Below are 16,400 nucleotides of genomic sequence, written 5' to 3' on the forward strand. Positions count from 1 at the left end.
CTCGACGTCCTGGCGGCGGCCGGCTTCCGCACCGAGCGAACCTTCTCGCACTGGCTCGGCAAGGCGTTCTCGGGCGCCGACGTGATCGACGTCATCTTCAACTCCGGAAACGGCTTCTCGCTGGTCGACGACGAGTGGTTCGCCCACGCCGTCGACGACCGCATCCTCGGCGTGCCCGTGCGGCTCTGTCCGGTCGAAGAGTCGATCTGGTCCAAGGCCTTCATCATGGAGCGGGAGCGTTACGACGGCGCCGACGTCACCCACCTGCTCCTGGCCTCGGCGGAGCGCCTGGACTGGAACCGCCTGCTCCGCCGCTTCGGACCCCACTGGCGCCCGCTCTTCAGCCACCTCGTGCTGTTCGGCTTCATCTACCCCGGGGACCGCTCGCGGATTCCCGCCTGGGTCATGGAGGAGCTGAGCTGCCGCCTGCAGCGCGAGATCGCACAGGCGCACCGGGGCGAGCCCGTGTGCTGCGGCACGCTGCTGTCCCGGGCGCAGTACCTCGTCGACATCGAGCGCTGGGGCTATCGCGACGCCCGCCTCCTGCCCCCCGGCACGATGACCGAGGAGGAAATCGCGGCCTGGACCGCGGCGATCGAAAACGACCAGCAGGGCGATGCGGCTCGCGGCGATCGGTGATCTGCACTGCCCGTCGACCTCGCCGGACGTGCTGAGGCCGCTTCTGGCCAGCGTCGCCCAGGAGGTCGATGTGCTCGTCCTGTGCGGGGACCTCACCGAGCGCGGGATCGAGGACGAGGCCCGCGCGCTGGCCCAGATTCTGAAGGCGGCCGTGAAGATCCCCATCGTCGCCGTGTTAGGCAACCACGATTGCGAGGCGGCGCGGCCGGACGCCGTGAAGGCGATCCTGGCGGAGGCCGGCGTTCACGTGCTCGACGGCGACGCGGTGGAGATCCAGGGCGTGGGCTTCGCCGGCGTCAAGGGCTTCGCGGGCGGGTTCGGCCCGCGCGCGCTCCAGCCCTGGGGCGAGCCCACGATCAAGAGCTTCGTCCACGAGGCGGTGAACGAGGCGCTCAAGCTCGAGTCGGCGCTGGCGAAGCTCCGGACGCCCCAGCAGGTTGCCCTGCTCCACTACGCGCCGATCGAGGCCACCGTGGTCGGGGAGCCTCCCGAGATCTACCCGTTCCTCGGCTCCAGCCGGCTCGAGGAGCCGCTGACGCGCTATCCGGTGACGCTCGTCCTCCACGGCCACGCCCATCACGGCAGCCCCGAGGGGCGCACGCGCAGCGACGTGCCGGTCTACAACGTGGCCGTCCCGCTCCTGCAGCGCGCGTTCCCCGACCGCCCGCCGGTCAGGACGCTCGAGCTCCCCCCGATCTCGACCTGACCGCCGAGCCCGACCGCACACCCCCGCGGAGCCGACCGCGCCAGCGCGAGCGCAGCTCGATCAGGAGTCCGCGCGCGCGGTCGAGCGCCTCGCGTGACGCCGAGTCGGCCGCCTCGCCGGAGCGCCGGGCCAGGCTCACCACCCGGTCGCGTCCGAGGGCGCGGCGGCGCGGGCCCAGTGCCGGATCGAGCAGATACATCAGTCCCGCGCCCATGGCCGCCCCCAGCAGCGCCAGGGCCCAGGCCCGGGCGACCGTGCGGCGCCTCCGCCGGCGCTCGAAGGGAAAGCGGTCGGTCAACTCGCGCAGCCACTCTGCCATGCTCTCCTCCCCGGTGCGCCTCAGGCCGCGCGAGCGCCCCGCCGCCGGGCCTCGGCATAGGCTTGCCCGCGCTCGTAGCCGCGGCGAAATGCCTCTCGCGCGTAGGCGTCCGGATAGCGCGCGCGCAGCTCCTGGTCCATCTCGGCGTAGGCGCGGCCGCCGACGCTCAGCGCGGCCTCGAAGCCGCGGCGGTAGTCGTTCTCGTCGCGCGTGAACTCGCCGCCCTGCGCCGTGTAGTCGGCGGCCTCGGCCTCCCGCAGGCCGATCCACCAGCTCTCGCGCGCGGCATCGACGGTCTCGGCGCCCGCCGCCTCCAGAGCGTGGCGTGCGGCGTCGGCCTGGGGTGCGTCGGCCACGAGCGCGACGAGCACGCGGCGTCCCCGGCGAAGCGCGTCCTCGTAGACGAACACCTCGTCCTTCGGTATCCCTTCGCGCAGCGATTCGTCCAGCGCCTGGCCGACTGCGGCCCCGGCGGCGCCGAACAGTGCGGCCCCCAGCAGGCCCAGCGCGATCACGGGGCCGACGCCCGGCACGAGGACGCTGGTGAGCACGCCCGCCTGAATACCTCCCGCCGCGCCCGCGGCGCCACCCACCACGCCGCCCAGCGCGCGCCCCACGCCCGGCGGCTCGCTCTCCGTGGTCGGCACCTCCGCGAGGGAGGAGTCGGCGTGGCCGGGAACAAGGATGGTCATGCGCTCGCGCGGAATACCCTGCGCCTCCAGCGCCGCAGCCGCGCGCTCGGCAGCGGCGCGTTCGGTGAAGATGCCGACGATCGGGTGCATGCAAAAGTTCGGATGCGGATGCCGTGCCAGCGGACGCAGGCAGCCCGCGCCGATCCGGTGTGAAATCCCTACAACCCCCGCGCGGATCAGTTCTTAGCGCGCGGGGAATCGCCGTCTAATACGGATTCGGGCACCGCGCGGGCCAGGGTCGTCATCTCGTTCACGAGCGCCCGACGGCGGGCGGCCAGCCGACGGTGGAGATCGCGGTGCAGGAGGAAGTGCAAGAACGTGCGCGCCTCCCGCCGCAGCCGCTCGAGCCGCGCCCGCCAGCCCAGGGCGAAGAAGCCGGCCGGCGCCAGCGCGAGGATGTAGGCCGTGAGCCACGCGCCACCCCCGAGCTGCCAGGCCACCCAGCCTCCCAGGGCCCAGCACGCCGGGTACAGCACGGTCGCGGCGGCGATCCCGTAGGTCGCCTGTTCGTCGGGATCGGGGCGCAGCGCACGGACGGCGCCCGCCGTCGACAGGTACGGCGCCAGGTGCAGCACCATACCGAGGAGCGCCAGCGGCAGCCCGAGCAGGAGCGACAGGCCCTCGCGGAGCGCGTAGCGCCAGACGACGCCCCGCGCGTAGGAGCGCGAGAGCTGCTGCGCGCCGACGCCCGCCAGGTCCAGCGCCTTGGCGTAATGCTCCACGCTCCGGCGAAAGCCCGCGGCGCGCCGGGGCTGCGCGCGCTGCAGGTATCGGTAGGCCCGCATCGCCCGCTGCATCCACTGCGCGCGCGCGCCCGGGTCGCGCGCGACGTCCGCGAATTCCTGGCGCCACATCGTCCCCAGCAGCTCGAGGAGCTGCAACGTCTGGCGATCGTCCGCCTCCACCATGACGGCCCGGAGCCGCTCGGCCAGTCGGTCGGTCAGGCGGCGGACCGCCGCCGCCGGATCCGTGGCGTAGAGCGCGATGCAGTCGGCGGTCGGCAGGGGCTCGCCGATGATGACCAGCGCCCGGCCGGTGCGGAAGCCGCCCGGCTCGTGGAAGACGAGTCCGGCCGGCACCAGCCGCACGCCCAGCGCGCCCCCGCTCGCCGCCTCGGCCGCGAGCAGCATGCGGGCGGCACCGGAGCGGAGCGGGCGGAGCGCGGGCTCGGGCCGGCTGCCACCCTCCGGAAAGATCAAGAGAGCGCCGCCCGCCTGGAGCCAGGCGATGACGGAGCGGAACATCGCCTGATTCAGCGCGGGATCCGAGCCCGGGTCCTCCCGCCGGTGGACGGCGATCGCACCCACCAGCCGCAGGAACGGACCGATGAGCGGATGACGGAAGAGCGGCGCCTTGGCGAGCGGGACCAGCCGCCGCTCGACCGCCGCCAGCAGCAGCATCGGGTCCACCAGGGCATTCTGGTGGTTCGCCGCGAGGATCAGCGCACCGCCCGCCGGCACCCGCTCGGCGCCCACCACCTCCAGCCGCCGATAGAAGAGACCGAGCACGAGGCGGGCGAAGCCGCGGACCAGCCGGTAACCCGGCCCGCCGTGCACGCTCACGCGGGCCCGTCCGCGCCTGGCGATCCCGTCAGATGACGGCGATCGCCTCGACCTCGATCAGCCAGTCCGGCTGGGCCAGCGCCGCCACCTGGACCAGCGTCGAGGCCGGGCGATTCTTGCCGAAGAACTCCTCGCGAATGGGCATGAGGTCGGCGCGGTGGCGGATGTCGGTCAGGTACGTGTTGATCTTCACCACGTTGGCCAGCGTCCCCCCCTGCGCCTCCACCAGCGCTTTGACGGCGCGGAAGACCTCGCGCGCCTGGCCCTTGAAGTCGCCCCGGTGGCTGATGCCGCCGTCCTTGTCGTAGGCGACCTGGCCGGCGAGGAACAGGACGGTCTGGGCGCCGTTCACCCTGATCGCCTGGCTGTAGTGCGGAGGATCGTACACGCCGTTGGCGCAATACCGCTCGATGGTGGCCGTCATGATCTCTCCTCTTTCTATCCCGGTCCGAGGAGTCGGGGGAATGGCGGGAATCTAGGACCGGGGCCAACGCGTGTCAAGGCGCCTGCCCGCTCAGGGCAGGTTCGCGATCGTGCGGGCGGGGCCCGTCAGCTCCACGATGTGCAGGCCGGTGTTGGCGCGATCGGCCAGGTAGACAAAGCCGCGGTCGTCCACGTCGACGTTGTTGGTCTGGATGGGCGACCTTGCATCGCTGGGTGCCGTCGACCTGCACGCAGCGCTTGCCCGTCTTGTCGGTGACGGCGGACAGGCGTGGGATCATGACGACTCCTCCCCGGGATGGTGGGTGCTTCACTTCAGCGCGTCCCGATGCACCAGCCATCGTCCGGGCCACCCGCCCACCTCACCCTCGACCAGCGCGCGGCCCCCCACCAACCGCGCCACCGAGGCCGCGACCTCGTCGACCCGCAGGCCGAACAGCCGCGCCAGTGGCCGCTCCCCGGTGAACACCACGCCCCGGGCATAGCGTTCCACCAGCCGATCCAGCGCGGCCTCCCGGGCGAGCCGCCGTCCTTCCGCCGTGGCCTCGGGCAGCCACGCCTCCAGCAAGTCCCAGCGGTAAGAGAAGGTCGGCTCGTAGCGCTCCTCGGTCTTGACCAGCCACAGCCCCTGCTGCAGCTCGGCCATGGCGCGCTCGAACTCGCGCGTCTTGGCCGGCTCCAGCATGAAGGTGTTGGCGCGAAGGTCGCGCGTGTACTGCGGATGATCCTTCATCATGGCGTCCATGATTCGCCTGGCCGTCAGGCTGAGGTGGCCGGCCTCGTACTCAGCCAGGTAGTCGCGGGCCCGCTGCCGCCCGCGCGCGCGGGCGTAGAAAGCCGGAAAGAGGTCGAGCGCCACCAGCAGGGGCCGTCCCCGGAGCAGCTTGCCGTAGTAGACGCGCTTGGCGGCCGGCAGCGTGTCCTTCAGCTCCCAGGTGAGCCCGATGGCGGCGTCGTGATGCGAGTGGCGCGGCCAGCGGGGATTAGGCCGCCCGGCCACCGCCTCCCACAGACAGGCCACGCCTTCCGGAAAGCGGTAGAAGGTCGAGCAGAATCCCACCTCGTTCACGAATGCGAGCGCGCTCCGCTCGCTTCGCACGCGCAGGCCGCGCGCGCGCCGCCAGCGCCGGTCGCGGAGGCGCTCGAGGACGGCCCCGTCGAGGGCGTTAGGGCTGGGCCTCGTAGACGACGTTCCCGCCGACGATTGTCAGCACCGAGCGGATGCCGGGAATCCGGTCCTCGGGCACCGCAAGATAGTCCTCCGTCAAGACGATCAGGTCGGCGAGCTTGCCCGGCTCCAGCGACCCGACCCGGTCCTCGGTGTGGGCGACCCACGCGCTGCCCCGCGTGTAGACCCGCAGCGCCTCCTCCCGGGTGAGGTGCTCGCGGGCCCGGGCCACGTCGCCCCGGAGCATCTTGCCGGTGATCATCCACCACAACGAGACGAACGGCGAGTTCGGGGCGACGATCGTGCCGTCGGTGCCGCCCCCCATCGGCACGCCGCTCTGGTAGATGGCCTTGAGGGGCGGCTTGCCGGCCATGCTCTCGCCCCACACCCGCCGCATGATGTCGCCCTGGATCACCTGCCGGTCCTGCACCGTAAGGCCCATGCCCAGGCGCTTCATCCGCTCGAGCTGGGCGGGCGTGATGTGCTCGCCGTGGGCGAAGACCAGGCGCAGGGCGGTCAGCGGCGTCTGCCGCGACAGCTCCTCGAACACGCCGAGCATGGTGTTGATCGTCGACTCGAGCGTCGCGTGCAGATGCAGCGTGAGCCCCTTCTGCGTGGCGGCCGCCACGACCTCCTGGAACTCGCCGAGCGTCTCCCGCGAGATCGGGAACTGGGCGGCCACCGACTGGTCCCACATCTGCTGGATGACGACCTCGCCCAGCCCCAGGATCCTGAGCCAATCGTCGCCGAACCGGCCGGGCAGCGCCTGGATCCACCGTCGCGCGCCCTCGAGGTCCCTGACGACGATGTTGAGCCCCATGCGGACCGTCATCTGCTTGCGCCGCCACAGCTCGAAGGCCGGCTCGTAGTCGCGCTCCGTCATCTCGCCGCCGATCGGCTCCACCGTCGACGTGATTCCCAGCGCATTGAAATCGCGCATCACCGCGCGCAGCCCCTGCACCTTCTGCTCGAACGGCACCGGCGGCAGCTTCGCCTTCAGCGCGACGACGGCCGGCGCCCCTCGGACGACGCCGCTGGGGTCGGTGACGCCCAGCGCCTGCGCCGCCGGGCTGTTGACGACGGCGGCGGCGAGCAGCATGTGCAGGAGGACCGGGTTCTGCGGCGCCGCGCGGTCGAGCTCCTCGCGCGTGGGCATGCGCCGCTCCTTGAGCTGGCTCTCGTGCCAGCCGCCCAGGGTGAGGATCCACTCGCCGGGCTTCACCTTGGCCGCGCGCTCGCGGATCCGGGCCAGGATGTCGTCCACCGACGTCGCGTCGTCCAGGCGCACCTCCTGGGGCCAGCGGAAGCCGGCCCGCAGCATGTGGACGTGGGAGTCGATGAGGCCGGGCAGGACGGCGCGGCCGCGGAGATCGATCACGCGGGTCCGGGGCCCGGCCAGGGCGCGGATCTCCGACGAGGTCCCGAGCGCCAGGATCTTGCCGTCGCGGATGGCGATCGCCTCCCGGACGGAGAAGCGGTCGTCGACGGTGACCACCTTGCCGTTGAGCAGCACGATCTCGGGATAGTGCAGGAGGGCGGCGGGCACGCCGGCCTGGCCGTGCGCGGGCGGGGGCGCCGGCACCAGCAGCACGATCAGGAGCAGGAGGACGGAGAGGGCGGGCATCGTCGCCTCCCTTCAGGCGCGCGGAGTCTCCTCCGGGACCGGACGCTGGACGAAGTTTTACCGCGGCCGAGGGGGTGAATGCCAGCCCGGAGGAGTTGCCGGCCTACCGCTTATAGAGCGCGTCCGTCTTGGCCGCCATGATGAAGTCGTTGCGGTGCAGCCCCCGGATGGCGTGGGTCCACCAGGTCACGGTGACCCGCCCCCACTCGGTGAGGAGGGCGGGATGGTGGCCCTCCTCTTCCGCGATGGCCCCCACCCGGTTGGTGAAAGCCAGGGCGGCGGCGAAGTCGGGGAAGCCGAAGACGCGCTCCAGCCGCCTGATCCCGTCGCGCTCGACGACGCTCCAGCCGGGAATCTGGGGCTCGAGCTCGCGCATCTCCGTCTCGGTCACGGGCGGCGCGTCGCTCCGGCAGGCGACGCACTTCTCGCCCGCCAGGCGGTTCATCAGCCGCCGGCTTTGCGGATCGCCGTCGCCCGGAGCCGGCCGCCTTCCTGGGCGTACACGACGGCGACTTCGTCCTTGACGGCGACCTCCTTGAGCAGCTCGGGACGCGCCAGGAACGTGAGGTTCTGCCTGGTCTGGGCGTCGCGGAGCGTGAGCGTGCTCTGGGCGGCGTCGATGGCCACGATGATGCCGACGTGCGTATTCGGTCCAGCCATCTCACAAGCCGACGCCTCCCCGGCGGCGCCGAGGAGCACCAGGGAGAGGACGAGGAGGAGCGCCCTGCTCGATTTCATGGTCCGCCTCCTTCCGAATCTCGAGTCCACCGATGGATTAGACCGCCGGGCGTGGCCGAGCGCAATGCTGCTATCTTGACCGGGGATGGGCCGCTGGATGACGTGGGCGCTGCCGTGGCTCGCGCTGGCGGCGATCGCCGGATGCGCCGGGCTACCGCGGAGTGACTGGGGGCAGGCGCGACGCGATTCGTCGGGACAGGCGCCCGATCCTGGAATCATCAGGGAGGCAGTCGTTCAGGTGTACGCGGCCCGCGCGGTCGGCTGGCGCGGCGTGCTCGCCGTGCACACGTGGATCGCGGTCAAGCCCAGCGGCGCCCCCGCCTACACGCGCTACGAGGTCATCGGCTGGGGCGTGGATCGCGGAGCGCCGGCCGTGCGCGTCAACCGCGCAGGACCCGACAACTACTGGTTCGGCAGCCGCCCCCGCCTGCTCGTCGAGCGCCGGGGCGACGGTGTCGACGCGCTGATCGCCCGGATCGAAGCCGCCGTCACCGCCTATCCCTACGGCTCGTCGTACCGCACGTGGCCGGGGCCGAACAGCAATACCTTCACCGCCTACATCGCGCGGGCCGTTCCCGAGTTGCGGCTCGACCTGCCCCCGACCGCGATCGGCAAGGACTTCCTGCCCGGCGGCGCCGTCCTGGCCACGAGCCCGAGCGGCCTCGGCGTGCAGCTCTCGCTCCTGGGGCTGGCCGGTGTGCTCGTCGGCTGGGAGGAAGGCCTCGAGGTGAACCTGCTGGGCCTGACCTTCGGCCTGGACCTCAAGGAGCCCGCGCTGAAGCTGCCGGGCGCCGGGCGTCTGGGCGTGCCCTGAGCGCGATCAGCCGACGAACGTCGTGATCGCGTCGTCGATGACAGCTCGGGGCTGCTCCAGAGAACGTCGTGGTCACCTTCCCGGGCCGTCCCCGTTCTCTTCGATGATCCGGGTGACCGGGCGTGAGCCCATCCCGCCGCCCATCCAGCCGGGCACCACCGCCGAAAAGCGGCCGGCAGTGCCGCCGGCCACGACGATCACGATCTCGTCCGGGGACGGGAACTTCGGGATGAGGTCGTCCGGCTCGACCCCGGCGAGCAGATTCTTGAGCCGGCCGCTCTCGGCGCCGTCGGAGCCCGGGGCCAGGTCGCGGGCACGCCGCCGGATCGTGTCGTAGAGGAACTGTCGCACGTCGCGCTTGGACCAGCCCTCGCCGCCGAGCGTCTTGGCGTGCTCGGGTCCGATCACCCACAGGGTGTGGCCGTAAAGCGGGAAGGCCTTGTGGTTCCACACGCCGGCCGCCGACCAGCCGAGCGAGGCGAGGAGCTGGGACGCCCCCCGGCTCAGATGATCGTTGATCATGAAGGGCGCCTCGCCGGAGAAGAGCGTCACCGTGCTCGCCGCCGCGGCGAAGCCGCGCTCCACGTGCAGGGGCTCCCAGGGCGAGGCTTCCTCGTGTTCGCCGATGCAGTAGGTGTAGCGCCCCGGATGCCCCATGGTGGACATCGCGATCTCCCCCGGCCGGGCGCCGCCGAGGTTGATCATGACCAGGCGCAGCGTTCGGCCGATCGTCGCGTTGGCGCGGTAGCCGGGGCCGAAGACGCCGGCGGCGCAGTTGACGCCGAGCCGGCGGCGGGCCGGACCATTGAGGATGATGAGCGGCGAGGCGGCGTTGGTGGTGCCAGACTGGCCGTGCAGGTTGAAGACCGGATCGCACGCCGCCTCGACCACGGCCAGCACCACGGGACAGTACTCGGGCCGGCAGCCGGCCATGACCGCGTTGACCGCGATCTTCTCGACCGTCGCGCGGCCGTAGTTCGGAGGGACGAGCCCGATCAGCTCGTCCGGCTTGCGTCGCGTCGCGCCCAGCATCGGCTCGACGCGCTCGCGCGTGGGCGGCACCACGGGCAGCCCATCGGTCACGCCGCGCTCGAACCAGGTCTCGAGGTCGTCCGCCATGGCCCGGCCCATGCTATCACCCGCCCACTGTTTGGCCCCCGGGAGGCCATGCCCGCTTCCTGAAAGGGGCACCATCCGGCGGGCCAATTTTTCCATGGTGCCCGTCAGACCGCGTGCTAGTCTCAAATTTGACACTTTTGGGGGGTCTGGACGACGCCTCCCGAGCTGGTTGGACTGGAATAGGGGCGGAGAAGGACGGACATGGAACCGACGGTGGCAGCGGACATCCGTGAGAGACTGGCCCGCTGGGTTCAGGAGGGCCTCAAGCTACTGCCGCATCTGCCGGCGTTCCTGCACGGCGACGACCCCCGGACCGCCGAGCTCGAGCGAGAGTGCGAGAAGCTTCGCCGGGAGCTCGAGGATCTTCGGAAGGAGCATGAGCGGATGCGGGCCGACCGCGAAGAGGTCACGCAGGCGTTCGGCCGGCTCATGGAGTCGGTTCAGCCCATCAACCAGCTCGTCCAGAAGCTTGGCGTGAGGCGAAGCCCCTTCGAGCGCGACCCGAGGGCGGCGCCCGCCTCGCCTACACCCAGCACCACGGCCCCGTCAGCCACGACGCCGCCAGGCCCCGCACCGGCGCCGGGCCCGACACCCAAGCCGAGCTAGCGCCCTACCGCGCTTCGGGGGCCGACGGCCCCGGGCCCCGTCGCTTCACGCTCACCGTCAGCTCGTAGTGCCGCTCGTTTTCCGCCTCGGGGTTGAAGAGGCCGATCCAGACGGCGCAGTCGCGGATGAGCGTCGCCACCGTGCTTCCCTGGCGCTCGTGCCGCCGGGCCTTGGGGGCCCCCTCGCGGCCCTGGATGAGCACGATCCAAGCGTCGTCGGAGGGCGCGCCCTTGTCGGCGAGTTGAATGTGAATGTCGCGCGCCTCCTTGAGATCGGCACCGTCGAAGCGGAAGAAGCGCGCGGTCAGTGGGGCCACGTCGGCGACGAACTGATGGTCGGCGGAGCGCTGCCCTTCCTGGGCGAGCCGCTCGGCCTTCTGGGCGGAATCGCCGATCCTGCCGCTCGGACGCTGGAAGACGGTCGTGGTGGCTTCACTCTCCTCGATGCCGCCGTTGACCCAGAGGCCAGGCTTGGGGAGGCCGACCAGCATCACCGCCTTGATGAACTCCGCGTAGGCCTGTCCCTGGAGCGACTCGGACAGATAGTCATAGAGCCGCTGGCCCAGGGACGCGCCCTTGCGCGTGGCCAGGCGGTTGAGCGCCTCCGAGACGAATCCGTGAGCGCGCTGCTCGACGAACTCGAGCAGCACGGCGTAGCCGTACGCCAGTAACCCGTCCTCCAGCTCCGCGCTGGTCTGGATGGGCACGCTGAAGACGTAGGGATACTTCGTCAGGACGTCGCGCACGGCGTCGGGGAAGGCGACCTTGCGCGACCTCATGTTGCCCCAGCTGGCGCTGGCCGAGATCCACCACTGGGCTGTCTCCAGCCCCAGGTCCTCGGCGGTCTCCGGGGCCGGGGCGGCAGCCGGCGCCACCGGCTCTTTGGCTTTGCGCCGCGCTTCCTCCTGGGCCCGGCGCCTGCCTTCCTCCTGGGCCTGGGCTTTCCGCTTGGCTTCGGCCTCGGCCCCTCGCCGCCGAGCCTCTTCCTCGGCCTTGCGCCGCGCGTCCTCCCCGGCCTGCCGCTTGGCCTCCTCCGCCGCCTCGCGCTTGGCCTCTTCGTCGGCGCGACGTCGCGTGTCCTGCTGCGCCTCTTCGTCGGTGTGCCGCCTGGCCTGGCGCGCTTCTTCTTCCACAATGGCCTTGACCAAGAACGCCAGCTCCCGGACGCCGGTGATCCCGGGAGAGGCCTGTCTGATCGACAACGACGCCGCCGCCGCGACGGCCTTCGAGCGGAGCGCCTCGAAGTCGGCGCGGATGGCCACCAGCTCCTCGACCAGCCCCTCCGTCGGCAGCGCCCGCCGCTCCAGGAGCCCCTTGCCCGCGTCCGCGACCTGCGCGCTCAGGCGCATGAAGCGCTCCATCAGCACGTTGAGCCCGCGAGCGAGCTCCGCCTGATTTCCACTCACGCCGTCATCTCGGGCGCGCGGGCGCGCCGAAGGACGCCCGGCGGGCGCCGGCGGGTGGTCCCTGCGGCCTCACGCTGACGACCAGCTCGTACTGCTTGTCGCCCGCCGGCTCCACATTGAAGACGGCGACCCAGAGGCCGCCGTAGCTCTGGCCGAGGCCTTCCAGGGACGCGCCCTCCGCACCCGGTCGCTTCGGCGACGCGTGCAGGAGGTGATCGGTTCGCAGCGTGAGGAGCCACGCCGCGTCGGAGGGCTCTCCGTCCAGCGTCAGCTTGACGTGGACGTCCCGCGGGGCCTTCAGCTCGCCGCGCTTGACGTAGAAGAAGCGGGTCGTCATGGGGGCGACGGTGACGGCGAACCGGTGCTCGGCGAGCCGCTCGGTCTGCTCGGTCAGGCTCCGCTTGTCCTCGGCCGTCTCGCCGATCGCGTGGCCGGGATGTGTCACCACGACGGTCTCGGCGTCGCTTTCGATCACGCCGCCGTCCACCCAGACGCCGGGGTTGGGAATCGCCGCGACCATGACATCCCGCACGAAGTTCGGATAGCTCTGGCGCAGCTTGCCCTTGGTCACCATCAGCACGTAGAGCCTCGTCCCCAGCGCGCGCGGATCGGCCGATTCGCCGGCCTGCTCGAGCGCCTGATCGAGCGCGGTGCGGATGAAGGCCGGGGACTGGTTCTCGACGTGGTCCAGAAACACGAAGTAGCCGGCCGCCAGGCGCCCCTCGTCGTAATCGACGCTCTGCTGGATCGGCACACTGAGCAGGTACGGGTGCTTGGCCAGCTCAGCGCGGAGGGCGTGGGCCGTGGCCATGCCGCTGGACTTCCAGGCCCTCCAGGCCTCGGTTGTCGCCGCCCACCAGGGCACCGCCGCCGCCCGCGGGTCGGGGCCGGCCTGGGCTGAGGCCGGCTCCTCCGCGTGCGTGGGCCGGAACGTCGCGGCCGCCGGCTCTACCGCCGGCGGTGGCGCTGGTGGAGCCGGCGGTGGCGCTGCAGGCGCGGTGGCAGCGGGCGCCATGTGCGCGGTCGGCACGGGGCGCGGCTCCGCGCGCGGGCCGGCTTCCGGCGCGCTCGGTGTGACCGGCCTGGCGACGCGCGGCTCCAGACCCTGGATGAAGAGCCGTCCCCGCGTGGCGGCGATGGCCAGCGGCCGGCCGAATATGCGGCCGACGCCTTCCTCGAGCTGGGACCAGCGCTCGTCGTCCAGGTTCTCCCGGCCGATCACCAGGGTGAGAAAATCCGCGAACGGCAGCATCACCTCGTCGACCTGCTCCACGCTGCAGTCCGGGTTCTCGGCGGCGAGGCGCGAGAGCGCCAGGCGAAGCTCGCTGGTTTTCGCCTGGCACTCGAGCAGCGGTTGAAAGGCCGAGTCGTCCCGGTGGCCAATGGCCAGGACGCGATTCAGCACGCCGATCGCGCGCTGGACGGCCGCGTCCAGCGCCGCGCTGCGAGAGCGCTGATCGTCGGTGGCGACACGCCGGGGCTCAGCCTCCGCGCGGCGGGGCTCTGCCGGCGCGCGGCGGGGCTCTGCCGGCGCGCGGCGGGGCTCCGCCTCCAAGCGCCGGGGCTCGGTCGGAGCGCGCCTGGCGTCCGCCGGGGCGGGCTTCGTCTCGGCGTCCACGATCGCGCGCAGCAGCGGCTCGAGATCGGTGAGCGAGAGCATCGCCTCGGGCGATTGTGCGACGGTGACCCCGAACGATCCTGCCTGCTGGATCAGCCGGGTGCGAAGATCGACGAAGGCGCCGCGCAGGGCGGTGAGCTGGCGCACCAGCGCCTCCGCGGGGGGCGCGCCCTCCCGCATCGCCTGGCTGGTCTCGAGGAGGTTGGTTCCCAGCCGGCCGAAGTACTCGGAGAGTTCCGCCAGCTGGCCCTGCAGTTCGCGGCTGTTTTCGGTCACTGCACAGCAGAATAGCATCCCTCTCCGGGCAGGAGAGAGCAGCCTGCCCCGTCGGCGCTGGGCGACGCCGCCCGGGGTCAGGCCTGAGCGCGGATGGCCGCCTTCACCCGCTCGGGCGTGTAGGGCACCGAGCGGAGCCGGACCCCGATGGCGTCGTACACCGCGTTGGAGATCGCGGACGGGACCACGCACGCGGCCGGCTCACCCACCCCCCACGGGGGCTCGGTGGGCCGGTCGATCAGCTCCATCACGATCTCCGGCACCTCGGCAAACGTCATGATGGGATAGGTCGCCCAGTCGAGGCTCGTCACCCGGGAGCGGTCCCACTTCAGCTCTTCCTTCAGGGTGCGGCTCAGCGTGTGGACGACGTTGCCCTCGATCTGAGCGCGGACACCATCGGGGTTGATGATCTGGCCGCAGTCCTGAGCGACGAAGACGCGCGTGACGCGGATCAGGCCGCTCTTGCGCTCGACCTCGACTTCGGCGACGCCCGCCACGTACGTTCTCACGTTCTCGTACTTGCAGTACGTCACGCCGCGGCCAGTGGCCACGGACGCCGTCTTGGCGTCCCGCCTGGGCGACGGGCGCGCTTGCCACTTCGCGAGCCGGGCGACGGCGTGGAGAACCTCGGTCCCGCGCGGATCCTTGAGGTGGCGCAGACGGAACTCGATGGGGTCGGCGCCGGCCGCCGCCGCCAGCTCGTCGATGAACGCCTCGTTGACGTACGTGTTCTGCATCCGCCCGGGCGTCCGGATCCACGAAGGCCGGAAGGGCGTCGTCTCCAGCCGGTGGCAGACCGCGTGCGCGTTCGGAAACGCGTACGGTGGCGCCGAGTTGTGGAAGACGTTCCCGGGATTGATGTTGTCCTTCTGGGGCAGCCCGCCCAGCGTCGCCGCCAGCATGGGCACGCCCTCGGCGATCGCGCCGACCTTGGGGACCCAGAACTCCGACTGCCAGGCGAGAACGTTCCCGCTGGCGTCGAGGCCGGCGCGCAGGTCGGCCAGGGTCGGCGGGCCCTTGGGCTCCCAGCCGTGCTCGTCGTGGCGCATCCACTGCACGCGCACCGGGCGGCCGACCTCGCGCGCGAGCAGCGCCGCGTCGGCCGCGGCGTCCTCGTGGCCGTTGCGGCCGTAGCAGCCGGCGCCGTCGAAGTACATCACGCGGACGGCGCTCGGAGGGAGGCCGAGCATGGTGGCCAGGTCGCGGCGCAACCAGTGGCTCGCCTGCGAGGCCGACCGGACGAGGAGCCTCCCGTCGCGCCACTCGGCGATGGCGCACGAGGGCCCGATCGAGCCGTGCAGATGAATGGCGAAGTCGTAGGTCGCGGTGAGGACCTTAGCGGCCCCCGCCAGCGCGCCCTTGACGTCGCCGCGGTTGACGGTGACGTCGTCCTTGGCGATCGGAGTCGCCCGGACGTGCTGGTAGAGCCGGTCCATGTCGGGCAGCCCCTCCCAGGCCGACCACGTGGCCTTGAGCTGCTCGGCCGCTTTGACCGCGGCCCACTCGGTCTCAGCCACCACACCGAGGAAGTTGCCGACGCGTACCACCTTCACGAGACCCTTGATGCCGCGCACCGAGCCCTCGTCCACGCCGAGGAGCGTGGCGCCCATGGCCGGCGGCCGGACCACGCGTCCGTGGAGCATGCCCGGCACCCGGACGTCGTGCATGAACGTCCATTCGCCGGTGACCTTCGCCGGGATGTCCACCCGCGGGACCGATTTGCCCACGACGGTGTAGTCCGCGGGCTTCTTGCTCGGCGCCTGCTTGTCGACCGTGAGATTGAACTCGCGGTCCCCGACCACCTCGCTATAAGAGACACTCTTCGTCGGGTCGGCCTTGAGACGCACCACGCCGTGCCGCACCTCGAGATCCTCCGGCGGCGCCCCCAGTCGCTTCGCCGCCATCTCGAGCAACGCCCGGCGCGCCGTCGCGGCGGCCTGCCGGATCTGCACACCGCCGATCTGGATGGAGAGGCTGCCGAACGTCGGCCCCTGGTCGGGGGTGAGGTCGGTGTCGCCCTCGATGAGGTCGATCTGCTGGATGGCGACGTCCAGCTCCTCGGCCGCGATCTGGCGCAGCGCCGTCCGCACGCCGGTGCCGAGATCCACCTTGCCGGTGAAGAGCCGGACCCGGCCGTCCCGCCCGATGGCAAGGAAGGAGTCCACCTGGTCGAGGGCGACCGGCTTCGCCGGCGCGCCCGTGGTCTGGCCGAGCGCCGGGGCCGCCGAGCCGGCCAGGCTGAAGCTCACGATCAGCGCGCCACTGCCTTGGAGAAACTCTCTGCGCGTCGTCTCGCGAGTGATCATGTCACACCCCCTTGGCCATGAGCCGAGCCGCCCGCTTCACCGCCCGGACGACCCGTGGCTGGGTGCCGCAGCGACAGAGGTTGCCGGCCAGCGCCTGCTTGATCTCGCGCTCGCTGGGGTTGGCCTTCCTGGCGAGGAGCGCGGCGGACGTCATGACCATGCCGTTGACGCAGTAGCCGCATTGCACCGCCTGCTCCTCGATGAACGCCTTCTGGATGGGGTGGGGCTTGGCGGACGAGCCGAGCCCCTCGAGCGTGGTGACCTTCTTGCCGGCGACCTTCGCCACCGGCACCGAGCACGAGCGCGCGGTCGCGCCCTCCACCAGGACCGTGCAGGCCCCGCATTGCGCCAGGCCGCACCCGAACTT

At 71.7% G+C, this 16,400-nt stretch carries 17 protein-coding genes; 4 read left to right on the plus strand and 13 right to left on the minus strand.

Annotated features, from left to right (window positions below; genetic code table 11):
* Together VGV13_05645 and VGV13_05650 are read left to right on the plus strand one after the other, a co-directional pair.
* The coding region (locus tag VGV13_05645; GenBank protein ID HEV8640563.1) for a hypothetical protein at window positions 1-639 on the plus strand (639 nt) is incomplete at its 5' end.
* Entirely contained in the window at window positions 617-1,345 is a 729-nt protein-coding gene (locus tag VGV13_05650; protein HEV8640564.1) for a metallophosphoesterase, read from the plus strand. The genes VGV13_05645 and VGV13_05650, both read left to right, overlap by 23 nt.
* Here the strand turns inward: VGV13_05650 and VGV13_05655 are convergent.
* The 8 genes from VGV13_05655 to VGV13_05690 form a co-directional block, all read right to left on the minus strand.
* Window positions 1,311-1,664, minus strand: coding sequence for a hypothetical protein (locus tag VGV13_05655; protein HEV8640565.1), 354 nt, complete (start codon window positions 1,662-1,664; stop codon window positions 1,311-1,313). The two genes, VGV13_05650 and VGV13_05655, sit on opposite strands and share 35 nt — an antisense overlap.
* 20 nt (window positions 1,665-1,684) lie before the next feature.
* Window positions 1,685-2,446, minus strand: coding sequence for a hypothetical protein (locus VGV13_05660; protein HEV8640566.1), 762 nt, complete (start codon window positions 2,444-2,446; stop codon window positions 1,685-1,687).
* A gap of 86 nt (window positions 2,447-2,532) precedes the next feature.
* Window positions 2,533-3,918 (minus strand): lysophospholipid acyltransferase family protein, encoded by a 1,386-nt coding sequence (locus VGV13_05665; GenBank protein ID HEV8640567.1) that lies wholly within the window; start codon window positions 3,916-3,918, stop codon window positions 2,533-2,535.
* A 28-nt stretch (window positions 3,919-3,946) separates the two neighbouring features.
* A complete protein-coding gene (locus VGV13_05670; protein HEV8640568.1) occupies window positions 3,947-4,342 on the minus strand; it encodes a RidA family protein in 396 nt (131 codons plus the stop codon).
* 327 nt (window positions 4,343-4,669) lie between these two features.
* Window positions 4,670-5,428, minus strand: a complete 759-nt coding sequence (locus VGV13_05675) for a crosslink repair DNA glycosylase YcaQ family protein (GenBank protein HEV8640569.1) — start codon at window positions 5,426-5,428, stop codon at window positions 4,670-4,672.
* A gap of 97 nt (window positions 5,429-5,525) precedes the next feature.
* Complete coding sequence (locus tag VGV13_05680; GenBank protein ID HEV8640570.1) at window positions 5,526-7,151, minus strand: amidohydrolase; 1,626 nt, start codon at window positions 7,149-7,151, stop codon at window positions 5,526-5,528.
* A 103-nt stretch (window positions 7,152-7,254) separates the two neighbouring features.
* Complete coding sequence (locus VGV13_05685; protein ID HEV8640571.1) at window positions 7,255-7,596, minus strand: 4a-hydroxytetrahydrobiopterin dehydratase; 342 nt, start codon at window positions 7,594-7,596, stop codon at window positions 7,255-7,257.
* A complete protein-coding gene (locus tag VGV13_05690; protein ID HEV8640572.1) occupies window positions 7,596-7,889 on the minus strand; it encodes a hypothetical protein in 294 nt (97 codons plus the stop codon). Before VGV13_05690 ends, VGV13_05685 begins: the two co-directional genes overlap by 1 nt.
* 97 nt (window positions 7,890-7,986) lie before the next feature.
* Here VGV13_05690 and VGV13_05695 point away from each other — a divergent pair, with 97 nt between their 5' ends.
* A complete protein-coding gene (locus tag VGV13_05695; protein ID HEV8640573.1) occupies window positions 7,987-8,703 on the plus strand; it encodes a DUF3750 domain-containing protein in 717 nt (238 codons plus the stop codon).
* A gap of 72 nt (window positions 8,704-8,775) precedes the next feature.
* Here VGV13_05695 and VGV13_05700 read toward each other — a convergent pair whose 3' ends face one another.
* Complete coding sequence (locus VGV13_05700) at window positions 8,776-9,822, minus strand: hypothetical protein (GenBank protein HEV8640574.1); 1,047 nt, start codon at window positions 9,820-9,822, stop codon at window positions 8,776-8,778.
* A gap of 201 nt (window positions 9,823-10,023) precedes the next feature.
* Between VGV13_05700 and VGV13_05705 the strand changes: the two genes are divergently transcribed.
* Window positions 10,024-10,428 (plus strand): hypothetical protein, encoded by a 405-nt coding sequence (locus VGV13_05705; protein ID HEV8640575.1) that lies wholly within the window; start codon window positions 10,024-10,026, stop codon window positions 10,426-10,428.
* Between the two features lie 4 nt (window positions 10,429-10,432).
* On the opposite strand, the gene VGV13_05710 is transcribed toward VGV13_05705, so the two are convergent.
* The 4 genes from VGV13_05710 to VGV13_05725 all read right to left on the minus strand — a co-directional run.
* Window positions 10,433-11,833, minus strand: coding sequence for a hypothetical protein (locus tag VGV13_05710; GenBank protein HEV8640576.1), 1,401 nt, complete (start codon window positions 11,831-11,833; stop codon window positions 10,433-10,435).
* A 4-nt stretch (window positions 11,834-11,837) separates the two neighbouring features.
* Complete coding sequence (locus VGV13_05715; GenBank protein HEV8640577.1) at window positions 11,838-13,727, minus strand: hypothetical protein; 1,890 nt, start codon at window positions 13,725-13,727, stop codon at window positions 11,838-11,840.
* Window positions 13,728-13,804: 77 nt separating this feature from the next.
* Window positions 13,805-16,033, minus strand: a complete 2,229-nt coding sequence (locus VGV13_05720; protein HEV8640578.1) for a molybdopterin cofactor-binding domain-containing protein — start codon at window positions 16,031-16,033, stop codon at window positions 13,805-13,807.
* Between the two features lies 1 nt (window position 16,034).
* Window positions 16,035-16,400: (2Fe-2S)-binding protein (locus VGV13_05725; protein HEV8640579.1), on the minus strand; the 366-nt coding region annotated here is incomplete at its 5' end.

The sequence above is a fragment of the Candidatus Methylomirabilota bacterium genome, assembly GCA_036001065.1.
Classification (GTDB): Bacteria; Methylomirabilota; Methylomirabilia; order Rokubacteriales; family CSP1-6; genus MNEF01.

Bases quoted from the DNA above. Each gene is read 5' to 3' on its own strand.
- VGV13_05650 (HEV8640564.1), top strand. From the start codon at position 617: ATGCGGCTCGCGGCGATCGGTGATCTGCACTGCCCGTCGACCTCGCCG.
- VGV13_05655 (HEV8640565.1), bottom strand. From the start codon at position 1,664: ATGGCAGAGTGGCTGCGCGAGTTGACCGACCGCTTTCCCTTCGAGCGC.
- VGV13_05660 (HEV8640566.1), bottom strand. From the start codon at position 2,446: ATGCACCCGATCGTCGGCATCTTCACCGAACGCGCCGCTGCCGAGCGC.
- VGV13_05670 (HEV8640568.1), bottom strand. From the start codon at position 4,342: ATGACGGCCACCATCGAGCGGTATTGCGCCAACGGCGTGTACGATCCT.
- VGV13_05680 (HEV8640570.1), bottom strand. From the start codon at position 7,151: ATGCCCGCCCTCTCCGTCCTCCTGCTCCTGATCGTGCTGCTGGTGCCG.
- VGV13_05685 (HEV8640571.1), bottom strand. From the start codon at position 7,596: ATGAACCGCCTGGCGGGCGAGAAGTGCGTCGCCTGCCGGAGCGACGCG.
- VGV13_05690 (HEV8640572.1), bottom strand. From the start codon at position 7,889: ATGAAATCGAGCAGGGCGCTCCTCCTCGTCCTCTCCCTGGTGCTCCTC.
- VGV13_05695 (HEV8640573.1), top strand. From the start codon at position 7,987: ATGACGTGGGCGCTGCCGTGGCTCGCGCTGGCGGCGATCGCCGGATGC.
- VGV13_05700 (HEV8640574.1), bottom strand. From the start codon at position 9,822: ATGGCGGACGACCTCGAGACCTGGTTCGAGCGCGGCGTGACCGATGGG.
- VGV13_05705 (HEV8640575.1), top strand. From the start codon at position 10,024: ATGGAACCGACGGTGGCAGCGGACATCCGTGAGAGACTGGCCCGCTGG.
- VGV13_05720 (HEV8640578.1), bottom strand. From the start codon at position 16,033: ATGATCACTCGCGAGACGACGCGCAGAGAGTTTCTCCAAGGCAGTGGC.